Annotated in this window: 13 protein-coding genes; 8 read left to right on the forward strand and 5 right to left on the reverse strand. The window is 35.8% G+C overall.

The features are described from left to right. Positions 1-668 precede the first annotated feature (668 nt). Positions 669-1,511, forward strand: a complete 843-nt coding sequence (locus F6K27_RS02375; protein WP_287273188.1) for an aldo/keto reductase — start codon at positions 669-671, stop codon at positions 1,509-1,511. Positions 1,512-1,588: 77 nt separating this feature from the next. Here the strand turns inward: F6K27_RS02375 and F6K27_RS02380 are convergent, their stop codons facing one another. Next, the gene (locus F6K27_RS02380) at positions 1,589-1,753 is read right to left on the reverse strand and encodes a hypothetical protein (protein WP_287273189.1); all 165 of its coding nucleotides are present in this window, start codon (positions 1,751-1,753) and stop codon (positions 1,589-1,591) included. Positions 1,754-2,139: 386 nt separating this feature from the next. On the opposite strand from F6K27_RS02380, the gene F6K27_RS02385 reads away from it, so the two are divergent. After that, positions 2,140-2,292, forward strand: a complete 153-nt coding sequence (locus tag F6K27_RS02385; protein ID WP_287273193.1) for a hypothetical protein — start codon at positions 2,140-2,142, stop codon at positions 2,290-2,292. Between the two features lie 86 nt (positions 2,293-2,378). Here F6K27_RS02385 and F6K27_RS02390 read toward each other — a convergent pair whose 3' ends face one another. From F6K27_RS02390 to F6K27_RS02400, 3 genes are all read right to left on the reverse strand, one after another. Continuing rightward, entirely contained in the window at positions 2,379-2,687 is a 309-nt protein-coding gene (locus F6K27_RS02390) for a 2Fe-2S iron-sulfur cluster-binding protein (protein ID WP_124144346.1), read from the reverse strand. 67 nt (positions 2,688-2,754) lie between these two features. Beyond that, positions 2,755-3,048 carry a ferredoxin gene (locus F6K27_RS02395; RefSeq protein ID WP_287273195.1) on the reverse strand — a complete coding sequence of 98 codons (294 nt, stop codon included), beginning with the start codon at positions 3,046-3,048 and terminating at the stop codon, positions 2,755-2,757. A 395-nt stretch (positions 3,049-3,443) separates the two neighbouring features. Continuing rightward, complete coding sequence (locus tag F6K27_RS02400; RefSeq protein WP_287273197.1) at positions 3,444-3,734, reverse strand: 2Fe-2S iron-sulfur cluster-binding protein; 291 nt, start codon at positions 3,732-3,734, stop codon at positions 3,444-3,446. A 308-nt stretch (positions 3,735-4,042) separates the two neighbouring features. Here F6K27_RS02400 and F6K27_RS02405 point away from each other — a divergent pair, with 308 nt between their 5' ends. The 6 genes from F6K27_RS02405 to F6K27_RS02430 all read left to right on the forward strand — a co-directional run bounded on the left by F6K27_RS02405 (position 4,043) and on the right by F6K27_RS02430 (position 15,008). Continuing rightward, entirely contained in the window at positions 4,043-5,047 is a 1,005-nt protein-coding gene (locus tag F6K27_RS02405; RefSeq protein ID WP_287273199.1) for a Gfo/Idh/MocA family protein, read from the forward strand. A 628-nt stretch (positions 5,048-5,675) separates the two neighbouring features. Further along, entirely contained in the window at positions 5,676-6,557 is an 882-nt protein-coding gene (locus F6K27_RS02410) for a radical SAM protein (RefSeq protein ID WP_287273201.1), read from the forward strand. 299 nt (positions 6,558-6,856) lie between these two features. Further along, positions 6,857-8,182 carry a photosystem II assembly protein gene (locus F6K27_RS02415; RefSeq protein WP_287273203.1) on the forward strand — a complete coding sequence of 442 codons (1,326 nt, stop codon included), beginning with the start codon at positions 6,857-6,859 and terminating at the stop codon, positions 8,180-8,182. 323 nt (positions 8,183-8,505) lie between these two features. Further along, on the forward strand, positions 8,506-9,324 hold the full coding sequence (locus tag F6K27_RS02420) for an ion transporter (protein ID WP_287273205.1): 819 nt from the start codon (positions 8,506-8,508) through the stop codon (positions 9,322-9,324). 267 nt (positions 9,325-9,591) lie between these two features. Further along, positions 9,592-9,984 (forward strand): RidA family protein, encoded by a 393-nt coding sequence (locus F6K27_RS02425; protein ID WP_287273206.1) that lies wholly within the window; start codon positions 9,592-9,594, stop codon positions 9,982-9,984. 1,325 nt (positions 9,985-11,309) lie between these two features. Further along, positions 11,310-15,008 (forward strand): adenylate/guanylate cyclase domain-containing protein, encoded by a 3,699-nt coding sequence (locus F6K27_RS02430; RefSeq protein ID WP_287273208.1) that lies wholly within the window; start codon positions 11,310-11,312, stop codon positions 15,006-15,008. A 199-nt stretch (positions 15,009-15,207) separates the two neighbouring features. Here the strand turns inward: F6K27_RS02430 and F6K27_RS02435 are convergent, their stop codons facing one another. Continuing rightward, on the reverse strand, positions 15,208-16,935 hold the full coding sequence (locus F6K27_RS02435) for a CAP domain-containing protein (RefSeq protein ID WP_287273210.1): 1,728 nt from the start codon (positions 16,933-16,935) through the stop codon (positions 15,208-15,210). Between the last annotated feature and the right edge of the window lie 346 nt (positions 16,936-17,281).

Here is a 17,281-nt window from a genome sequence, read left to right on the forward strand (position 1 = left end):
ATACCAATTTGATAAATGTTTGCTACAAATAGCTAGGATATTTCTTAGGAGTCAGTCCTCAGGAGTCAGGAGTCAGAATGAATAGTATTTAAAGCGTTTTTTAGATCGGAAATCATCGTTTTTGTCAAAGGGCATATCCTGCATTTTTCTTTTTATTCTTCTTACTATTCGTAACATTCTTTTTTCACGCTTGGTATAATATACAGTAAATTCCAAGTATATGAAATACAAATATTAATAGGCATCTCCGAAAAAGAATGGGCTTCTTGCTCTTAGAGGCAACAGGCAACAGGAATATAGATTTTCAGGAAAAAGGTATAAAAAAGATTTTTTATGGTTAATTTTCAGGATTAAGCTAGTTTTATACAATGCTTTAAGTCCCGTTATTTATTTTCTGGAGATGTCTAATGATAAAAACTGTAACACAGGAGCCTTGTTGTCACAGTTGTACCTTACTAAGATGAAATCTGCTCTCACAAAAAACATAATTTTTTAGAGTTGTTATAACGTCAAAAAAACCTATCGATAACTATGAAAAAAAAACGACTCGACGTAACTTAATAATAACCAGTCTTGCGGTTACGGGTGGCATCATCGGTGGTGCTGCCATCAATAAACAGACTCAAACCAAAGTAGCATCTGCTGAAAAACTACCCACCACATCCACAATGCCAGAACGAGTATTAGGTAAAACGGGTGTAAAAGTACCATTGTTAGGTTTAGGTGGAGCAGGAAGAACACCCCTCAATAAAAGCGGACAGGAAAAAGAGTCAGTTGCAATAATTGAAGCTGCTCTGTCTCTAGGAATTAGATATTTTGATACTGCTGCTAGTTATGGTGCAAGTGAAGAACATTTAGGAAAAGTCTTACCCGCTTATCGAAAAGATATATTTTTGGTAAGTAAAACCGGAAGACGCGACCGCGACGGAGCATGGAGGGAATTAGAGCGATCGCTAAAACGATTAAATACAGATTATCTCGACTCGTGGCAGTTACACCATGTTTCATTTACAGAAACTTTAGATGAAATATTCAGTTCCCAAGGTGCTATCAAAGCAATGGAAGAAGCAAAAGAACAAGGTATAGTCAAATTTTCGGGAATTACAGGTCATCACGAACCTGATATTATTGCTGAGGGACTACGTCGCTATCCATTTGACACGACTCTGGTTTCTATTAATGCTGCTGACAAACATCATCCCCGACCATTTGCTCCTACTGTGTTACCTGTTGCGCAACAAAAAAATGTAGGCGTTATTGGAATGAAAATACCCGCTTACGGTAAATTACTCCGACCGGGGGTATTGAATATGGAGGAAGCGATGGGATATGTATTGTCCTTAGAGGGCGTACATTGTTGTATCGTAGCTACAGAGTCTGTGGAAATGTTGCAGTCTAATGTTAGAGTCGCCCAAACGTTTCAACAGTTAACTCAACAGGACATGGGAGCGATCGAACAAAAAACAGCCAGTGTTTGGCAAGAAAATACTTTCTTCCGTGCTTGGACTTGAGGAAGGTTGTAGGTTGTAGGTTTTAGGTTTTAGGTTTGTTGAAAAATACTAGAGCTTATGGGAAAAAGTCGTCGGGATCAGGTAATATCAAATCCGTTTAATTGGACATAAAAAAAATCTTCAATCGCCATAACTACGTTTATCTTTGTAATTCTTTCTCCTCCTGAGGAGGTCCGACTGACTTCCCCTCCACCGGAGGGGTTAGGGGTGGGTTGACTCCTGACTCCTCGTAACTTAACCATTCTATGGCTGTTTAACCGGATTTGATATAATGCTTACTTCAGACCAGAGAAACAAACTGGAAGAAATTAGTCGTAATGGTCATGCACCAACAACAAAAATACTTCATGCACAAGTTTGATTGATGTGTGCTCAAGGAACTCAAGCCCAGAAAAAATGGACAGATAGGGAAATCAGTTCTGGATTAAACGTCCATACCAACACAGTAGGCCGAATTCGCCAAAGATTTTTAGAGGAGGGAATCGGACTGAGTTTGAATCGTCGAACTCCCCTAAGTCCACCAAATCCACATTGATCACGCCACCTCGTAATGGCAGTTGGCGATCGGGTTGCCGAGATGGAATTGAGTGTTTGATCACAGCAATGTCTGGCTGGGCGTATTCCTACTGTGACGCAACTGGCATCGGAATTGAAGGCTTGGCAACAGGAACAAAATCGCACAGCTAGTCCAGTAATTTGGCATTTGACAACCCAAGATGCACGAATTAAATTGAAGCATCTTTATCCTGTTGTTGAAACTGTGGCACGCCAAGACTATTAACACCTGTTTCTCCATGTCAATACCATTTTAAGCTTGACGCGCCACTACGCTGTCTAATATTTATTTGACAAACACTCTCTCAACTACTAAGTAAGTGCCTCTTCTTGGTGAGTCGTAACGGTGCAGTCTTTTTTAGGGTAAGCAACACAAGTTAGTACATATCCTTCTGCAATCTGATCGTCATCCAAGAAGGAGCCATCACTTTGATCTATCACATCATCTGCGTTACCTTCTACCTTTCCTGCACAGCTCGAACAAGCACCAGCACGACAGGAGTAAGGTAGGTCAATACCTGCTTCTTCAGCAGCATCAAGGATATAGGTATCATCGGCACAATCAATAGTTTGGTTGATTCCCTCTTCTTCATTTATTAGAGTAACTTTGTAGGTAGGCATATAATTTTCCTCTCAATAATTAATTAGACAAATTTTTTGATTTTTGATTGACTCGAAGTTGCTAACTTTAGTAAAGTGCTTCTTCTTGGTGGGTTTCAATTGTGCAATCAGATGTGGGATAAGCTACGCAAGTTAAAACATACCCTGCGGCCATCTGATCGTCATCTAAAAATGACTGATCGCCTTGATCTACTGTACCCTCTACTATTTTACCAGCACAGGTAGAACAAGCACCAGCACGACAAGAGTAGGGTAAGTCAAGTCCCTGCTCTTCTGCTTCATCAAGAATATACTTGTCATCAGGACAATCAATTTCTTGCTCTCCATCTGGAGTTTTCAACTTTACTTTATAGCTTGCCATTTTGCATTCCTTATATTCAATAGTTTCGTCTCTATCCCACAAACAAAAGGGTTCATTAGTTTAGATAGAGTCATACTCATTTTTAAGGCAATAGAGCTGACTCGTGATGCTTTAAATCAGCAACTCTTTGATTGATTTTACTGCTATCCACTAGAAAAATAGCGATCAGTACTTATATTCATTTTGATCGCTGATACTCATTTTCTGGGATTCACATTAGAATTAGTAGAGGTCAATTACCCAAACAAGCAAAACCCCAAAATTACTTGGAGCTTAAGCTAGCTGATTAATTACCTCACACAAGAGAAGAGCCTTAATTTCAGCATATTAGCTGATAGTTGAAAGATACTCAACTATTACCAAAAAAAATTAATTAATTTGATCTGTTCTACTACTTATAGCTCTTCTTCCACGTTAGTTTTAATAGTACAATCAGACGTTGGTTTGGCCACACAGGTTAGTACATATCCTTGTTCTATCTGGTCATCATCTAAAAATGACTGATCGTCTTGATCTACTGTACCTGATTCAATTTTACCAGCACAGGAGGAGCAAGCACCAGCGCGACAGGAATAGGGTAAATCTAATCCTTGATCTTCAGCAATATCAAGAATGATCTCATCATCAGGACAATCAATTACCTTTTCACCATCTGGTGTAACTAGAGTAACTTTGTAGGTGGCCATTTAATTTCCCTCTTTGGTAGTTTGGTATAGATATAATTTAAACTTATACAAATTACAAGGCTTGATTAGCCAAATTATTTGTACTTGTTTTATTTCCATCTTTGATATTAAGGGAAAAAATCAATGTTGTAAAACAAATTAGGCAAAAAATTACTATAGAATTTGTTATAAATAATTCTAATTTAATTCTGATTACTTATACCTGATTGGACAACAACCCTGAGACAGATGTTAAAAAATATTGAAGTATAGTACGACCATTGGCATATACAATCTAAAATATAAGTTTTTGATTTTGTATTTTAACTATGGCCCAAACAAATCTCTCTTCCTCTTTATGCCCCACTATCCCGATCAGAGTAGGTATTGTTGGTACTGGTCATGCTGCTAAAACTAGAGCTGAGGCATTAAAAGTAGATACGCGATCGCTCTTAGTTGCAGTCGCAGGTCATACCCCAGAAAAAACTGAGGAATTTAGTCAAACCTTCCAAGTTCAGAATACAGCTTCTTGGCAACAGTTGGTAAAACGAGAAGATTTGGATCTAGTTATCGTTTCTACTATTAATAGAGACCATGGATCAATTGTTCGTGCAGCCCTAGAAAATGATAAACACATCATTGTGGAGTATCCTCTTTCCCTAGACTCAAATGAAGCCGAATCATTAATTTCTCTGGCAGCTAAGAAAAATAAGCTATTGCACGTCGAACATATTGAGCTTCTTGGCAGTCTTCATAATGCTATTAAACAATCTTTATCAGCTATTGGTAAAGTCTTCTACGCTCGTTACATTACAATCAATTCTAAACAGCCAGCACCTGTAAAATGGACTTATCAACCTTCATTATTTGGCTTTCCTTTTATGGGAGCGCTTTCTCGTTTGCATCGGTTTACCGACCTATTTGGTCAAGTTGATAATGTCAATTGCCAAAGTCAGTTTTGGTACACTGAAGCAGACCTTTATAATGCTTGTTTGTGTACTGCCCAGTTAAAATTTAGCAATGGTGTTATTGGGGAAAGCGTCTATGGCAAAGGTGAAACATTTTGGCTCTCAGAAAACATTTTTAGTATTTACGGCGAAGCAGGCACATTAATTTTTACTCCTCAACAAGGTCAACTATTGCAGGGAGAAAAAACACAAACTATAGAAGTGGGGGCGCGACGAGGTTTATTTGCTAAAGATACAAAAATGGTAATTGAACATTTATTGGAGGGAACTCCTTTATATGTAACTCCAGAAGCAAGTTTGTATACCCTAAAAGTTGCTGAGGCGACTAGAAAAGCATCAGAAATAAATAAAATTATTAATCTATAGAAGATGAAGGAGTCAGGAGTCAGGAGACAGGAGACAGGAGGGAAGAAAGAAGAAGAAAGAGAAAGTTTTTTGATCGCGCTATTATCCGGACATGATATAAGTTCATAACTCATAGCTGAATGCTGTTTGCGCAGCATTCCGTAGGAAATGCTTACAACAACAGAGCTGGGAATTTAAAATAGACATCTCCTATAATAAAAAATCAAATCAATTATCACACAGAATTTATCAATTCTTTTCCCTTACTGCCTACTGCCTATTTTCTGGAATAGTTTTGTTCTAATTAAATTAAAATTTACATCCTTTTCAACAAAAAATTTGTTGATTTTATTTATGAAAATTTTAGCCTTGAAAATACTGAATTAATCTGGAATTTTGGTAACTTTAAAAAACATTTTCATCATTTAATATATTATATCATGTTCCCCCTCCGGGGGAGCTACGCTAACGGACGGGTCAGTTATAATAAAATTTAAGGACTGATAACACTGACAGTACCAAATAAATCCTGAAATTATCAATACTATTCTCTAATATTTCCTATGTATTACTCCTTTCTTCCCTCCTGACTCCTGAGTCCTGACTCCTGACTCCTCACAACAGTTATTTATTAAGTATTCAACCGAACATGATATTAGTAGTTAGTGAAAAATTTGGCAGTGCTGATGTTTACGCACAAAACGCTAAATCGATCTTAAATAAAGCTAGTGGTTTTATTAAAGCTTATGACTTTACTTTAAATCCATATCGCGGTTGTCAATATGGTTGTAGCTATTGTTATGCTGCAGCTTTTAGCCCTAATGAAAAAATGAGAGATGAATGGGGAAAATGGGTTTTGATTAAAGAAAATGCTGCGGAAGTTTTAGAGAAAGAATTATTGAAATGGGAGAATAAAAATCCTAGTAAAGCCCCTAGTATTTATATGAGTAGTGTGACAGACCCCTATCAACCGATAGAATCTAAAACTCAATTAACTCGTAGATTATTAGAAGTAATGTTGGAATATCGACCAATTTTAGTTATCCAAACTCGCAGCCCAATGATAACTAGAGATATTGATATTTTACAGCGATTTAAACATCTAAGAATTAATATGAGTATTCCCACTGGTAGTGAGAAAATAAGAAAAGATTTTGAGCCTCAAACTCCTAGTATTAGAGCTAGACTTAATGCTATGAAAAAAATTAAAACTACAATTAATGATTTAACAGGTTATTTGCCTAAACTTTCTATTACTATTACTCCTTTACTGCCGACTTTGCCAGAAGAACAAGAAAATTTTATTAGACAACTAAATTTTGTAGATAGAGTTGTAATTCAAGAGTTTCATGCTAGTCATAAGCGATCGCTCATAGCAAGCACTCGCGAGGAAGCTATAGATATGAAAAAAAAGTATAGTTGGTGGTACAATAATGAAAATAAAAATTATCAAAGCTTCAAATCTCAGTTAGTAGAAATACTGAGTGATGTAGAAATTAAAGAAGGTCAAGCAGGATTTACTTATGAATAAAAGGAAGAAAGAAGAAGGAAGAAGTAAGAAGAAAAAATCTTAGGTTGTTTGAGTTTTCAGTTTTTGATCTATCCTAACCTTTCCTTCAACTGCTATAACATTCTTTTTCCAAATTGGTATAAATTATCGCTCCTAGAAAAGTTGGATCAGAATGGGCTGAAGTTTCAGGCATCTTTAACATAACAAAGATAGAGAAATCAACAGTTTAATCTAGGGATAAATTCTCAAAATTTCCCCGATTAAGTTAATACAAAAACTAAATAATTGAGGAATCAAATAATTTCAGGCAGAATTGACTAATGAATAATTACATCACAAATTTTTGGCGTTCTCTCAAGTTTTGGTTTGCCCTAAAACAAGGCAAAAATGCTCAAGCTAATCAAATATTTAAAGCTATTGAAAATTCAGGAGCTAAATTATCGCCCCTAGAGAAGTTGTATCAGGATAAGCTGAAGTTTCAGACAGCTTTAAATGACAAAGATAGAGAAATCAATAGTTTAACCGAGCATCTGAGAAAAGCTGTTTATAAATTAGATGAGTTAGAATTAAAGATTGATTTTGACGAGCCAGTAATTAGACGACTTGATGACTATGTATTGACCCCAGAACCAAAATTTATTGAATTTGTCACGAAAAGTTTTCAGTTAATTGAAAAAGATGAAAATTTATGGCAATGTACTGGAATAAATGAACGGATATTTGACGATTTTGAATCAAAGTTGGCAGAGTATATACAGAAAGAAATTAATATATTTTCCCAAGAAAAACAAGTATCAGAATTGCAAGCAGCCATCGAGGATATGAAATTACTAAAGCGTAATATAGATCCTGATTATGCTTTTAATTTTACTCCTTATGTTTATATGATGAAATATTTTCCCGATCATGTATATTCTAGTTATTTGGCTTGGTTTCTAGTATATAAATCTGGATTATTGCCTACAAAACTTAATATTCTTGACATCGGTGCTGGTCCGGGAACCGTTGCTTATGGGTTAGCTTTATTCCTACAAAGTAGTAGTGGTTTTTTCTCCCCTCCTCCAATGCACATTTGTTACTATTCTTTGGAAAAACAAGCTCAATTTCAATATCGAGGTCTTCAATTTTGGCGACAATATATAGAACAACAAAGAATGCCAACTAATCTTTATTTTCGATTTGATACAACTGATATTTTTACATACAACGAACAATCGAAAGTTTTGCCACAACGCTTTTTTGACTTTATAGTTATTTCTCACTGTTTATTTGCTGACCAAGCAGAAAAGAAAAAGTCTTTTGATGTTTATCGAAAAATATTTCAGGAAAGTTTGAGTCGTGATGGTTATGTAATGTTAATTGTTCAAATAAAAAGATTATTCGGATTTTATAATATGCAGCCCAAAGAAGATATTATCCAAGAAAAAAAATTAGTTGAAAAGTTAGTTGAGGAATTAGGATTAAAACTGGAGTGGTATAAATATGTGACTTCAACAGGTATGAGAGAAGATAGAGGAAATTTTTCAAAATTTGTCAAGACATTACCAGTTTTGAAATATATAAGTCCACTTCAACGTGAATATCTAGGACAAAATTATGACTCGCATCATATAATAGATGACTATATAATTATCGGCAAAAAATGAAAATAATACCAATTTGGAAAAATAATTTTACGAAAAATAAGGGCAATAAAAAGACACCTGTGGGATATTTTCCTTAGACTAAAAAGATAAATTCCGACCTAATAAATGGTATCAAAGCTATTTATTCTAACTTCTGTACGGGCGACCGTTTTACCCTACCACTAACTCCTAAGAAATAACATAGTGTAATAAAAAACCTTCTCCCTTTAAACCTTTCTTTCCCTTCTGCCTTCTGCCTTCTGCCTTCTGCCTTCTGCCTTCCTTTTTTCTAAAGCATAAGTATTCAACTGAACATGATATAACTCCAAAACTTATCTAGAAAAATGCTCTACAAAATCAAACGCCGAATATTTCAAATTATTGAGCTAGATAATCCCGGAGATACTTACAGCAAAACCTTCAAAATCTGCATCATCACATTGATTTTTCTGAGTATTCTAGTTGTAATTATCTCCACAGTAGAAGAGATTTATCAGCCATACCAAATCTGGTTAGATAACTTTGAACTAATATCAGTAATTATATTTACCATAGAATATATTTTGCGAGTTTGGTCATCCAATGTTGCTCCTGGATATAAACATCCAATATGGGGAAGAATAAGATTTATAATCAAACCTTTAGCAATTATTGATTTAATAGCAATTCTTCCATTTTATTTACCATTATTTTGGCCAAATCTAATATTTACTCGCTCGTTTCGCTTGTTTAGAATATTTAGGTTATTCAAAATTAGTAGATATTCAAGCACAGTAAAATTATTTGGTAAAGTTATCAAGTCAAAACAAGAAGAGATAGTTATTACTTTATTTATTGCTTTAGTTTTATTAGTAACTTCTGCCAGTTTAATTTACTTCGCTGAACATGAAGCTCAACCAGATGATTTTCCTCATATTCCTGCTGCTATGTGGTGGGGAATTATCACCTTAACTACTGTGGGTTATGGAGATGTTTATCCCATTACTCCTTTAGGTAGATTTTTAGGGGCGATCGCTGCATTAGTAGGAGTTGGTATATTTGCTTTACCAGCAGGTATAGTTGCTTCTGGTTTTACTGAAGAAATAGAAAAAAAACGGGCTTCAAATCAAAATAAAAAATCTATAATTTGTCCCCATTGTGGTCAAAAAATAGATGAAGAATAACAAGATTATCGCAGTAATATCATGTCCGGTTGAATACTTATAAATAATGACGGAGGAGGACCTCCTCAGGAGTCAAAAGTCAGGAGGAAAAAAGAAGGAACAGAAGAAGAAAGTTTTCTATCACTAATTAAGCAGACATGATATAACTACATTAAAGTTGAAAAAATAGACTTTACTTATGCAATAATGCGAAATGGTGAAATGTATCAAGCTGAAAATTATTAGCCATCAACACCAAGCCATAATCAACCAACAAAAAAACAAAATATGACAACCCGTAAAATAATCAAAACTGATAAAGCTCCCGAACCAGTTGGCCCATATAATCAAGCGATCGCTGCCACAGGTCAAATGATTTTCGTCTCCGGTCAAATAGCGATCGACACTAGAACCAATCAAATAGTCTACACCGATGATGTAAGTAAACAAACAGAACAAGTTATGGCAAACCTAGAAGCTATACTTACCGCAGCAGGTGCATCTTGGTCAAATGTTGTCAAAACAACCGTGTTCCTCAAAGACATGAACGACTTTGCCACCGTAAACACCATCTACGCTAAATACTTCAACCCCGAAAATGCCCCTGCCCGCGCCTGTGTTGAAGTTGCTCGCTTACCCAAAGATGTACTTGTAGAAATTGACTGTATTGCAGTACTATAAAAAGTTTGGCGTTGGTGAAAAGAGGTATGATATCATGTCCGGATAAGAGCGCGATAGAACTCTGTTCCGCGCTCCGCGTTAACGTGCGTTGTGCGCCAGCAAACAAAAAACTTTCTGCTTCTACTCCTGTTTATTCTTCTTTGTTCCCTCCTAACTCCTCCGTAGTTTATTTATAAGTAATCAACCGGACATGGTATAAGTCCTAATTAAGTACTGAGGCAGACTTGATATCAAAAGAAGATTTTCTCTAGAGTGCATATATCCAAAACTTCTCCGCTAATATCAAATCTGCTCGGGTTCGGTATAAAAAAATGTTCTATCTGAGCGCCATTGCCAAATCTTTCTTGATCTTCCCACATTCCCCTCCTGGGAGGGGTTAGGGGTGGGTTCCCACACTCTCCACACTCCCCATCTCCCCTAATATTTCCTCAAGGTGGTTGTGTTAAATATTTTTGAAAGTGAAATTGCTGAAAAAGTAGGAAATTGAATAAAATTACATCTCACTACTATGAGAAATTTTACAATAATTGGTGTTGTTGACTACAAGGTTTTAACTCGCCGATAATCCCAATATGAAGTAGATTTCTACTAATCTAAGTAGTAGTAGATACCTAAAAATAATTCTGATATTTTTATCTCTTATAGAGTTTTTGCTTATTCCCAGAATATTGTCTATATAACTACATCTAAGATTACTAGATATCAAATTTAATTAATTGGTTATTTGATAAAGTAACAATTTATTTCAGATCCATGGCCAAATTTTGACATTAAGATATGAGAGTGTTACAATATCACCAGCTTTTTGGCTATCATAGAGCATCTCCATCTGTAACCTTCTCAAAATAAGGAATACAGAGATATCAAACCAGGGAAAAAATATCATAATTGATACAAATTATATCAGGAAATGTCTACTAGATCGATGAATAGATTGGTAGATAGCCCTCTGGTATCTACCAATCTATTCATCTAAATATAAACAATTGTTAAATTGTCGCCTTTCTCAATTTAATTAATTTTTAGAATAGATGCTTTGAAAGCAGAAAATAGGAGGATTTAAAGGAAAAAATTTTTAATATTCTCAAATTCTTCAAGTCCACCCGACCCAAATTAAAACTACTATTATGGTAGGAGAGAGAGAATAATTAATATTTGTTATCAACAGTTAGTATTAATTGATAATAATGTATAACATTTTGAATAGCAAAATGATTATATTTATTGCCCACAAATTAAATAGGAATCAAGAGAACTTTGTATAAATAAGTACACGATTAAATACAAATTAATATCCTCCCAGATCATCATAAACTTTGAAAATTATGAATGACCAAGATAAAACTAAAAAGGAATTGATTCAGGAATTGATTGCTCTGCGCCAAAGTGTTAGTGAACTAAAAACAGCAAATTCAAGTTGCATTTTAAATGAGCAAGAGTTAAATATGATCATTGAAGACCGCACTGCAGCACTCAAAGAATCAAACGATCGGTTAGTGCAAGAAATTGTTAAACACCAGCAAGCAGAAACAGCTCTGAAAGCAGCTCAAGAGCAATTACAAACAGTTTTGGCAGCAGTACCTGGTACAGTATCTTGGGTGAGTTCGGATTTACACTACATAGAAGTCAATCAGCAGTTAGCTGAGATGTTTGGTATGCCCAGAGAAGAATTTGCGGGTAAAAATATTGGTTTTTTAGGCGCAAGTTCTGAGTTTAATGACTTTCTACAAGAATTTTTTGAAAGTTCAAATTTAGAAACAAGTCGTGAAATTACATCAATAGTTCATGGACAACCTCGCAACTATTTGGTTGTCGCAGAAAAGTACAACAAAAACCAAGCTGCTTTTGTGGTAGGTATTGATATTACAGAACGCAAACAAGCAGAAAATGACCTAATAAATGCTAAAGAACAGTTACAAACAGTATTAGCAGCAGTACCAGGTACAGTATCTTGGATTAGTTCGGATTTATGTTATATAGAAGTTAATCAAAAGTTAGCTGATATTTTTAGTATGCCCAGAAAAGAATTTATGGGTAAAAACATTGGTTTTTTAGGCATAAGTTCTGAATTCAATAAATTTGTTGATAAATTTTTTGCTAGTTCTGAGTCTGAAATCACAGGTGAAATAGTATCACAAATTCATGGAGAACCTCGAAATTATTTGATTGTAGCAGAAAAATACAATCAAAATCAAGCTGCATTTGTGGTAGGTATTGATATTACCGAACGCAAACAAGCAGAACAAAATCTTTTAGCAGCTAAAGAAAAACTAGAAACAGTATTAGAAGCAGTTCCAGGAATGGTTTCATGGATTAATTCAGACTTAACCTATATTGAAGTAAATCAACAATTAGCTGATATCTTTAAACGATCGAGAACAGATTTTGTCGGTAAAGATATTGGTTTTATAGATAAAAGCTCTGAATTTAATACCTTAATTAAAGAATTTTTTGCAAGTTCTCAGCAGGAAATAACTTCTGAGATTATTTCAAATTACCAAAATCAAACCAAAAATCACTTAATTGTTGCTCGCAAATATGATCGAAATCAAGCTGCTTTTGTGGTAGGTATTGATATTACCGAACGCAGACAAGCTGAATCAGACCTTGGAGCAACTAAAGAACAGTTAGGAGCTGTTTTAGAAGCAGTTCCAGGAATTGTCTCTTGGATCAGCTCAGATTTACATTACTTGGGAGTTAATAAACACTTAGCACAAACTTACAATTTACCAAAAGAAGCTTTTATTGGCCAAAATATTGGCTTTCTGAAAGCCAGCGAAGAATTTAGTGAATTTATGCGCCAATTTTTTGCCAGTCACGCTCGGGATGACTGTCGAGAAGTATCTGCTTATGCGAATGGTGTTGCTCGGAATTATTTAATTGTTTCCCAAAAATATGCTGAAGGTAAAGCTGCTTTTGCTGTAGGTATTGATATTACCGAACGCAAAGATGCAGAAGCAGCACTCAAACAAGCAGAAGAGAAATATCGTACCATCTTTGAAAATGCCGTCGAGGGAATTTTCCAAGCAACTCCCGATGGTTACTTCATAAGTGTTAACCCCGCATTAGCTAGAATTTATGGCTATGAATCTCCTGAAGAGATGATTACTAACCTTACTTCCTTACAACATCGACTTTACGGTAATCAAGAAAGCCGCTATCAACTTATGCAAATACTACGGGAGCATGATGTTGTAGTTAACTTTCAGTCACAAGTTTATCGCCGAGATAGTAGTCTGATCTGGACTTCTGAAAATGCCAGAGCTGTACGAGACCGAGATGGTAATTTAATTCGTTACGAAGGAACTGTTGAAGATATTACAGCACGTAAACAAGCACAAGAAGCATTGCAAAGAGCTAATCAGCAGTTAGAAACAAAAGTGGAGGAACGTACTGCTGCTCTCAAAGAATCAAATCGTTTGTTAATGATGGAAGTTACAGAGCGTCAACGAGTAGAAACCGCCTTACGAAAATCAGAAGCGGAACTGCGGGTTTTGTTTGAGGCAATGACTGATGTAATTACTGTCTTCGATGCTAAAGGTAGATATGTCAAAATCTTATCTACTAATTCAGAAGTGTTATATAGTCCCATCAATGAATTGATTGGTAAAAGTGTTTATGAAGTTTTGCCTCCTCAACAAGCAAACCTATTTATGATTAATATTCAGCGGGTGCTGAATACACATGAAACTGTTAATTTAGAATATAGTCTGCTTGTAAATCCACAGAACGGCAATATTCAAAAGCCTAACTCTCTATGGGGAATTTCATGCAAAGTTCCTAATTACAAATCTTCTGATTTGCCTCCCTATCCCTATTCTCCTCTTCCTAATCCTAATGAAATTTGGTTTACTGCTAACATTTCACCATTACCAGATAACTGTGTGATTTGGGTAGCGCGTAATATTACAGAACGCAAACGGGTGCTAGATGCACTACAGCGAGCTGAAGAAAAATATCGTAGCATTTTTGAAAATACTGCAGAAGGTATATTTCAAACTTCCCCAGAAGGATATTTCATTAGTGCAAATCCAGCTTTAGCGAAGATGTATGGTTGTTCCTCGGAAGCAGAGTTGAAAAATCAAATGACTGACATTGCCCAACAACTGTATGTTAATCCAAATCGTCGCTCTGAGTTTATTGCTGCCCTTGACAAAGATGGTTCTATATCATCCTTTGAATCAGAAGCTTATCGTGTTGATGGTACTATAATCTGGATTTCTGAAAATGCTCGTGTAGTTCGTAATTTTGAGGGAGAAATACTTTATTATGAAGGTACAATTCAAGATATTACAAAACGTAAGCATGTAGAGAGTGCACTACGATTAGAACAAGAAAAATCTGACCGTTTATTGTTGAATATTTTGCCTGCGAAGATTGCTGAAAAATTAAAACAAAATCAACATCCAATTGCTAAACGGTTTGAAAATGTAACTATTTTGTTTGCTGATATTGTCGATTTTACTGGTTTTTCAGCTCGGATATCTCCTAATCAATTAGTTGATCTGCTCAATCGAATTTTCTCAGCTTTCGATCAATTGACTGAACAACATGATTTAGAAAAAATTAAAACTATTGGGGATTCTTATATGGTCGTTGGTGGTCTACCCGCAGCTAGAGACGATCATGCAGAAGCGATCGCTGAAATGGCAATAGATATGCAGCAGGCCATTACTAAATTTTTAAATGACTTGGGAAAACCTTTCCAAATTCGGATTGGTGTTAATACTGGAACTGTTGTAGCAGGAGTAATTGGTACTAAAAAGTTTATTTATGATTTGTGGGGTGATACAGTTAATGTGGCATCTCGAATGGAAGCAAGTGGAATACCTGGAAAAATTCAAGTTACTGAAGCTACTTATCAAGTTTTAAAAGATAAATATTTATTAGAACCACGGGGAAATATTTCAGTTAGAGGTAGAGGAGAAATGATTACTTATTGGCTTCAAGGTAGAAGGGAAAATAGTGAAAAAAATTTGCTCTTTTCGCACAAAAATCATTTGCTTGAGGGTCGAGTAGACTAATATCATGTCCAGTTGAATACTGACAAATGAAGTGGCAAATTAGAAGAACTGGTAGACTTACCTGGTATTTAGAGCAAAGAACGTTTTGGTATTCCTTGCTATAGTAGTGGTGGATGGTGGCTAAAATGCTCACCATACCTTTACCAAAATCATGAAATGCACCACTACCAACCAAATCAATTTAGACCAAACTAGAGATTTATACAAAAGAAAAATCACTGCTATTCAAATCCATATCTACAACATTATTGACAATACCAATCAAATCATCATTATTGTAAATAGCAGTTCCTTTTGGCAATCCAGGAACATTTTCTTCTAATGTATAGTCACCACTACTTCCAGATAGTTGAATTCGATCGCCTTGACCACTATTGAAAGTATCAATCCGAGCATAATCGTTGACACCATTTCCAGTGTAGTAAACTTGACTACTATCGCCTAAGATAAATAGATCGGCATCAGCATTGCCCCGCAAAATATCTATCTCATTATAACCAGGTTGAGCAGAAGTTATGTCTACTCCTGTAAGAGTATCCATACCTCTTCCACCATTGAGGATATCGTTACCAGAACCACCATTGAGGATATCGTTACCAGAACCACCATTAATTTCGTCATTTCCACTGTCGCCATTGAGCAGATCGTCACCTTTCCGTCCAATAATTAAATCATTGCCACCTTCACCGTAGATCGCATCATTATCTACTGTGCCACGTAGATTATCGTTGTTGTCACTTCCATAGATAGTATTGAAGTTATCTGGTTCAGTGGGAGTCTCATCCACATTACTTACATTAATAGTTAACTGTTGCTCGAAACTTTCACCCCCAGCATCAGTAGTTCGCACAGTAATATTATGATTCGCATCACTTTCAAAATCCAACCCAGAACCATCAGCAACGACTATTTGGTCTCCATCTAAACCAAAACGACCATTAGCATCATCTAACAATTCATAGGTGTGAGTATCCCCAGCATCAGGGTCAGAAGTAGTTAAGTTACCTACCACTGTATTATTGCCACTATTTTCAGCAATGGTATTGTTATCTATTTCTACTGCGGTGGGGGCGCTATTGGTGGGAGTAGATGGAGGTAAGTTGTCGCTCACTACATCTTGTTTGACGTTTTCGGAACCAACAGTAACTTGATAAGTAGCTGTATCATCTGCCTGACCATCCCCATCGAGATCCCCAGAGAAGGTAACATCGTAAGTCGCATTTGGACTTACATCTAAACTATAACCACCTGCATCCCAAGTAGTAGTTGTGAAAGTATTAGCACTATTGGCAGTATCAACTGCTGTAACTGTTATGCCGCCTATTCCTTCACCAACTGTATAGAAATCGTCATCAATGACTGCATCAGTGTAAGCAACACCTGTGATAAATGGACCATCGTTATTACGGCCAAACTTTTGGGTAGTCATCACTACATCAGTGTAAGTTGTCCCGTTCCAAGTATACGTCGTTGCTTGTAATGAAGAAATTCCGATTGCCTCAAAGCTAGCATTCATAAGATTTTCACGATGACCTGGACTTATGAATAGATCTTTGTGGTTTTCCTCCACAAGACCGGTGAAGTCGGAAATACCGGAAGCTAGTGGTGAATCAAAACTGATATTTTCCCCAGCACCAAACCATTGGTACCCCGCATTCGTCATACGTTCCCAGAATTGTGTACCATTTTCTCCTGTGTGGCTAAATTCGTTGTTATCTAGCATCCATTGACTGTGTTCGTTAGCAGCAGTATTGAGGTTGAGATTAAATGCTAGAGGTTGTTTGGCATCAGTGGAGATTGTATCTTGTGCGAGTCCTTCATTTAGATCAATATTATAGTGATCTGCTTCTGCAGCAGGGTCTTGGCGACCTCTGTTGATCAATTCGAGCATATATTGGTCTTGGGCGGAAGGAAGTGTAGTAGCCATAGTTTGTTGTGTTGTAAATTTAAAGGACAGTAGTTGAAAAATAGGGATGATTTCCCTTGTAAATTCAGGTTTTTAGTAATTAAATATTGCTCGAAAAATCAGCCAAATCATGTAGTTTAAATTCATAATTAATTGAAATAATTTAACTACTTGTTTTGTGTCTTAAGAACAATAAATTATTTAATTTTCTATCTAGATCTACATGGAACTTTGTAGAGTTACGGGAGCAATTTTGCAATATCAAAAAGTTAGTATATTTGTCTTAAGTCAAAACACTTCCCTTAATTTTTTTTAAGCTAAAAATCGTATTTTTAGCGATATTACCGTCGGATATCCTTAAGGATAT

Source organism: Okeania sp. SIO2F5, from assembly GCF_010692685.1.
GTDB lineage: Bacteria > Cyanobacteriota > Cyanobacteriia > Cyanobacteriales > Microcoleaceae > Okeania > Okeania hirsuta.

Coding starts and splice junctions, on each gene's coding strand:
- F6K27_RS02375 (WP_287273188.1), top strand. CDS start 669: ATGCCAGAACGAGTATTAGGTAAAACGGGTGTAAAAGTACCATTGTTA.
- F6K27_RS02380 (WP_287273189.1), bottom strand. CDS start 1,753: ATGGTTAAGTTACGAGGAGTCAGGAGTCAACCCACCCCTAACCCCTCC.
- F6K27_RS02390 (WP_124144346.1), bottom strand. CDS start 2,687: ATGCCTACCTACAAAGTTACTCTAATAAATGAAGAAGAGGGAATCAAC.
- F6K27_RS02395 (WP_287273195.1), bottom strand. CDS start 3,048: ATGGCAAGCTATAAAGTAAAGTTGAAAACTCCAGATGGAGAGCAAGAA.
- F6K27_RS02400 (WP_287273197.1), bottom strand. CDS start 3,734: ATGGCCACCTACAAAGTTACTCTAGTTACACCAGATGGTGAAAAGGTA.
- F6K27_RS02405 (WP_287273199.1), top strand. CDS start 4,043: ATGGCCCAAACAAATCTCTCTTCCTCTTTATGCCCCACTATCCCGATC.
- F6K27_RS02410 (WP_287273201.1), top strand. CDS start 5,676: ATGATATTAGTAGTTAGTGAAAAATTTGGCAGTGCTGATGTTTACGCA.
- F6K27_RS02415 (WP_287273203.1), top strand. CDS start 6,857: ATGAATAATTACATCACAAATTTTTGGCGTTCTCTCAAGTTTTGGTTT.
- F6K27_RS02420 (WP_287273205.1), top strand. CDS start 8,506: ATGCTCTACAAAATCAAACGCCGAATATTTCAAATTATTGAGCTAGAT.
- F6K27_RS02425 (WP_287273206.1), top strand. CDS start 9,592: ATGACAACCCGTAAAATAATCAAAACTGATAAAGCTCCCGAACCAGTT.
- F6K27_RS02430 (WP_287273208.1), top strand. CDS start 11,310: ATGAATGACCAAGATAAAACTAAAAAGGAATTGATTCAGGAATTGATT.
- F6K27_RS02435 (WP_287273210.1), bottom strand. CDS start 16,935: ATGGCTACTACACTTCCTTCCGCCCAAGACCAATATATGCTCGAATTG.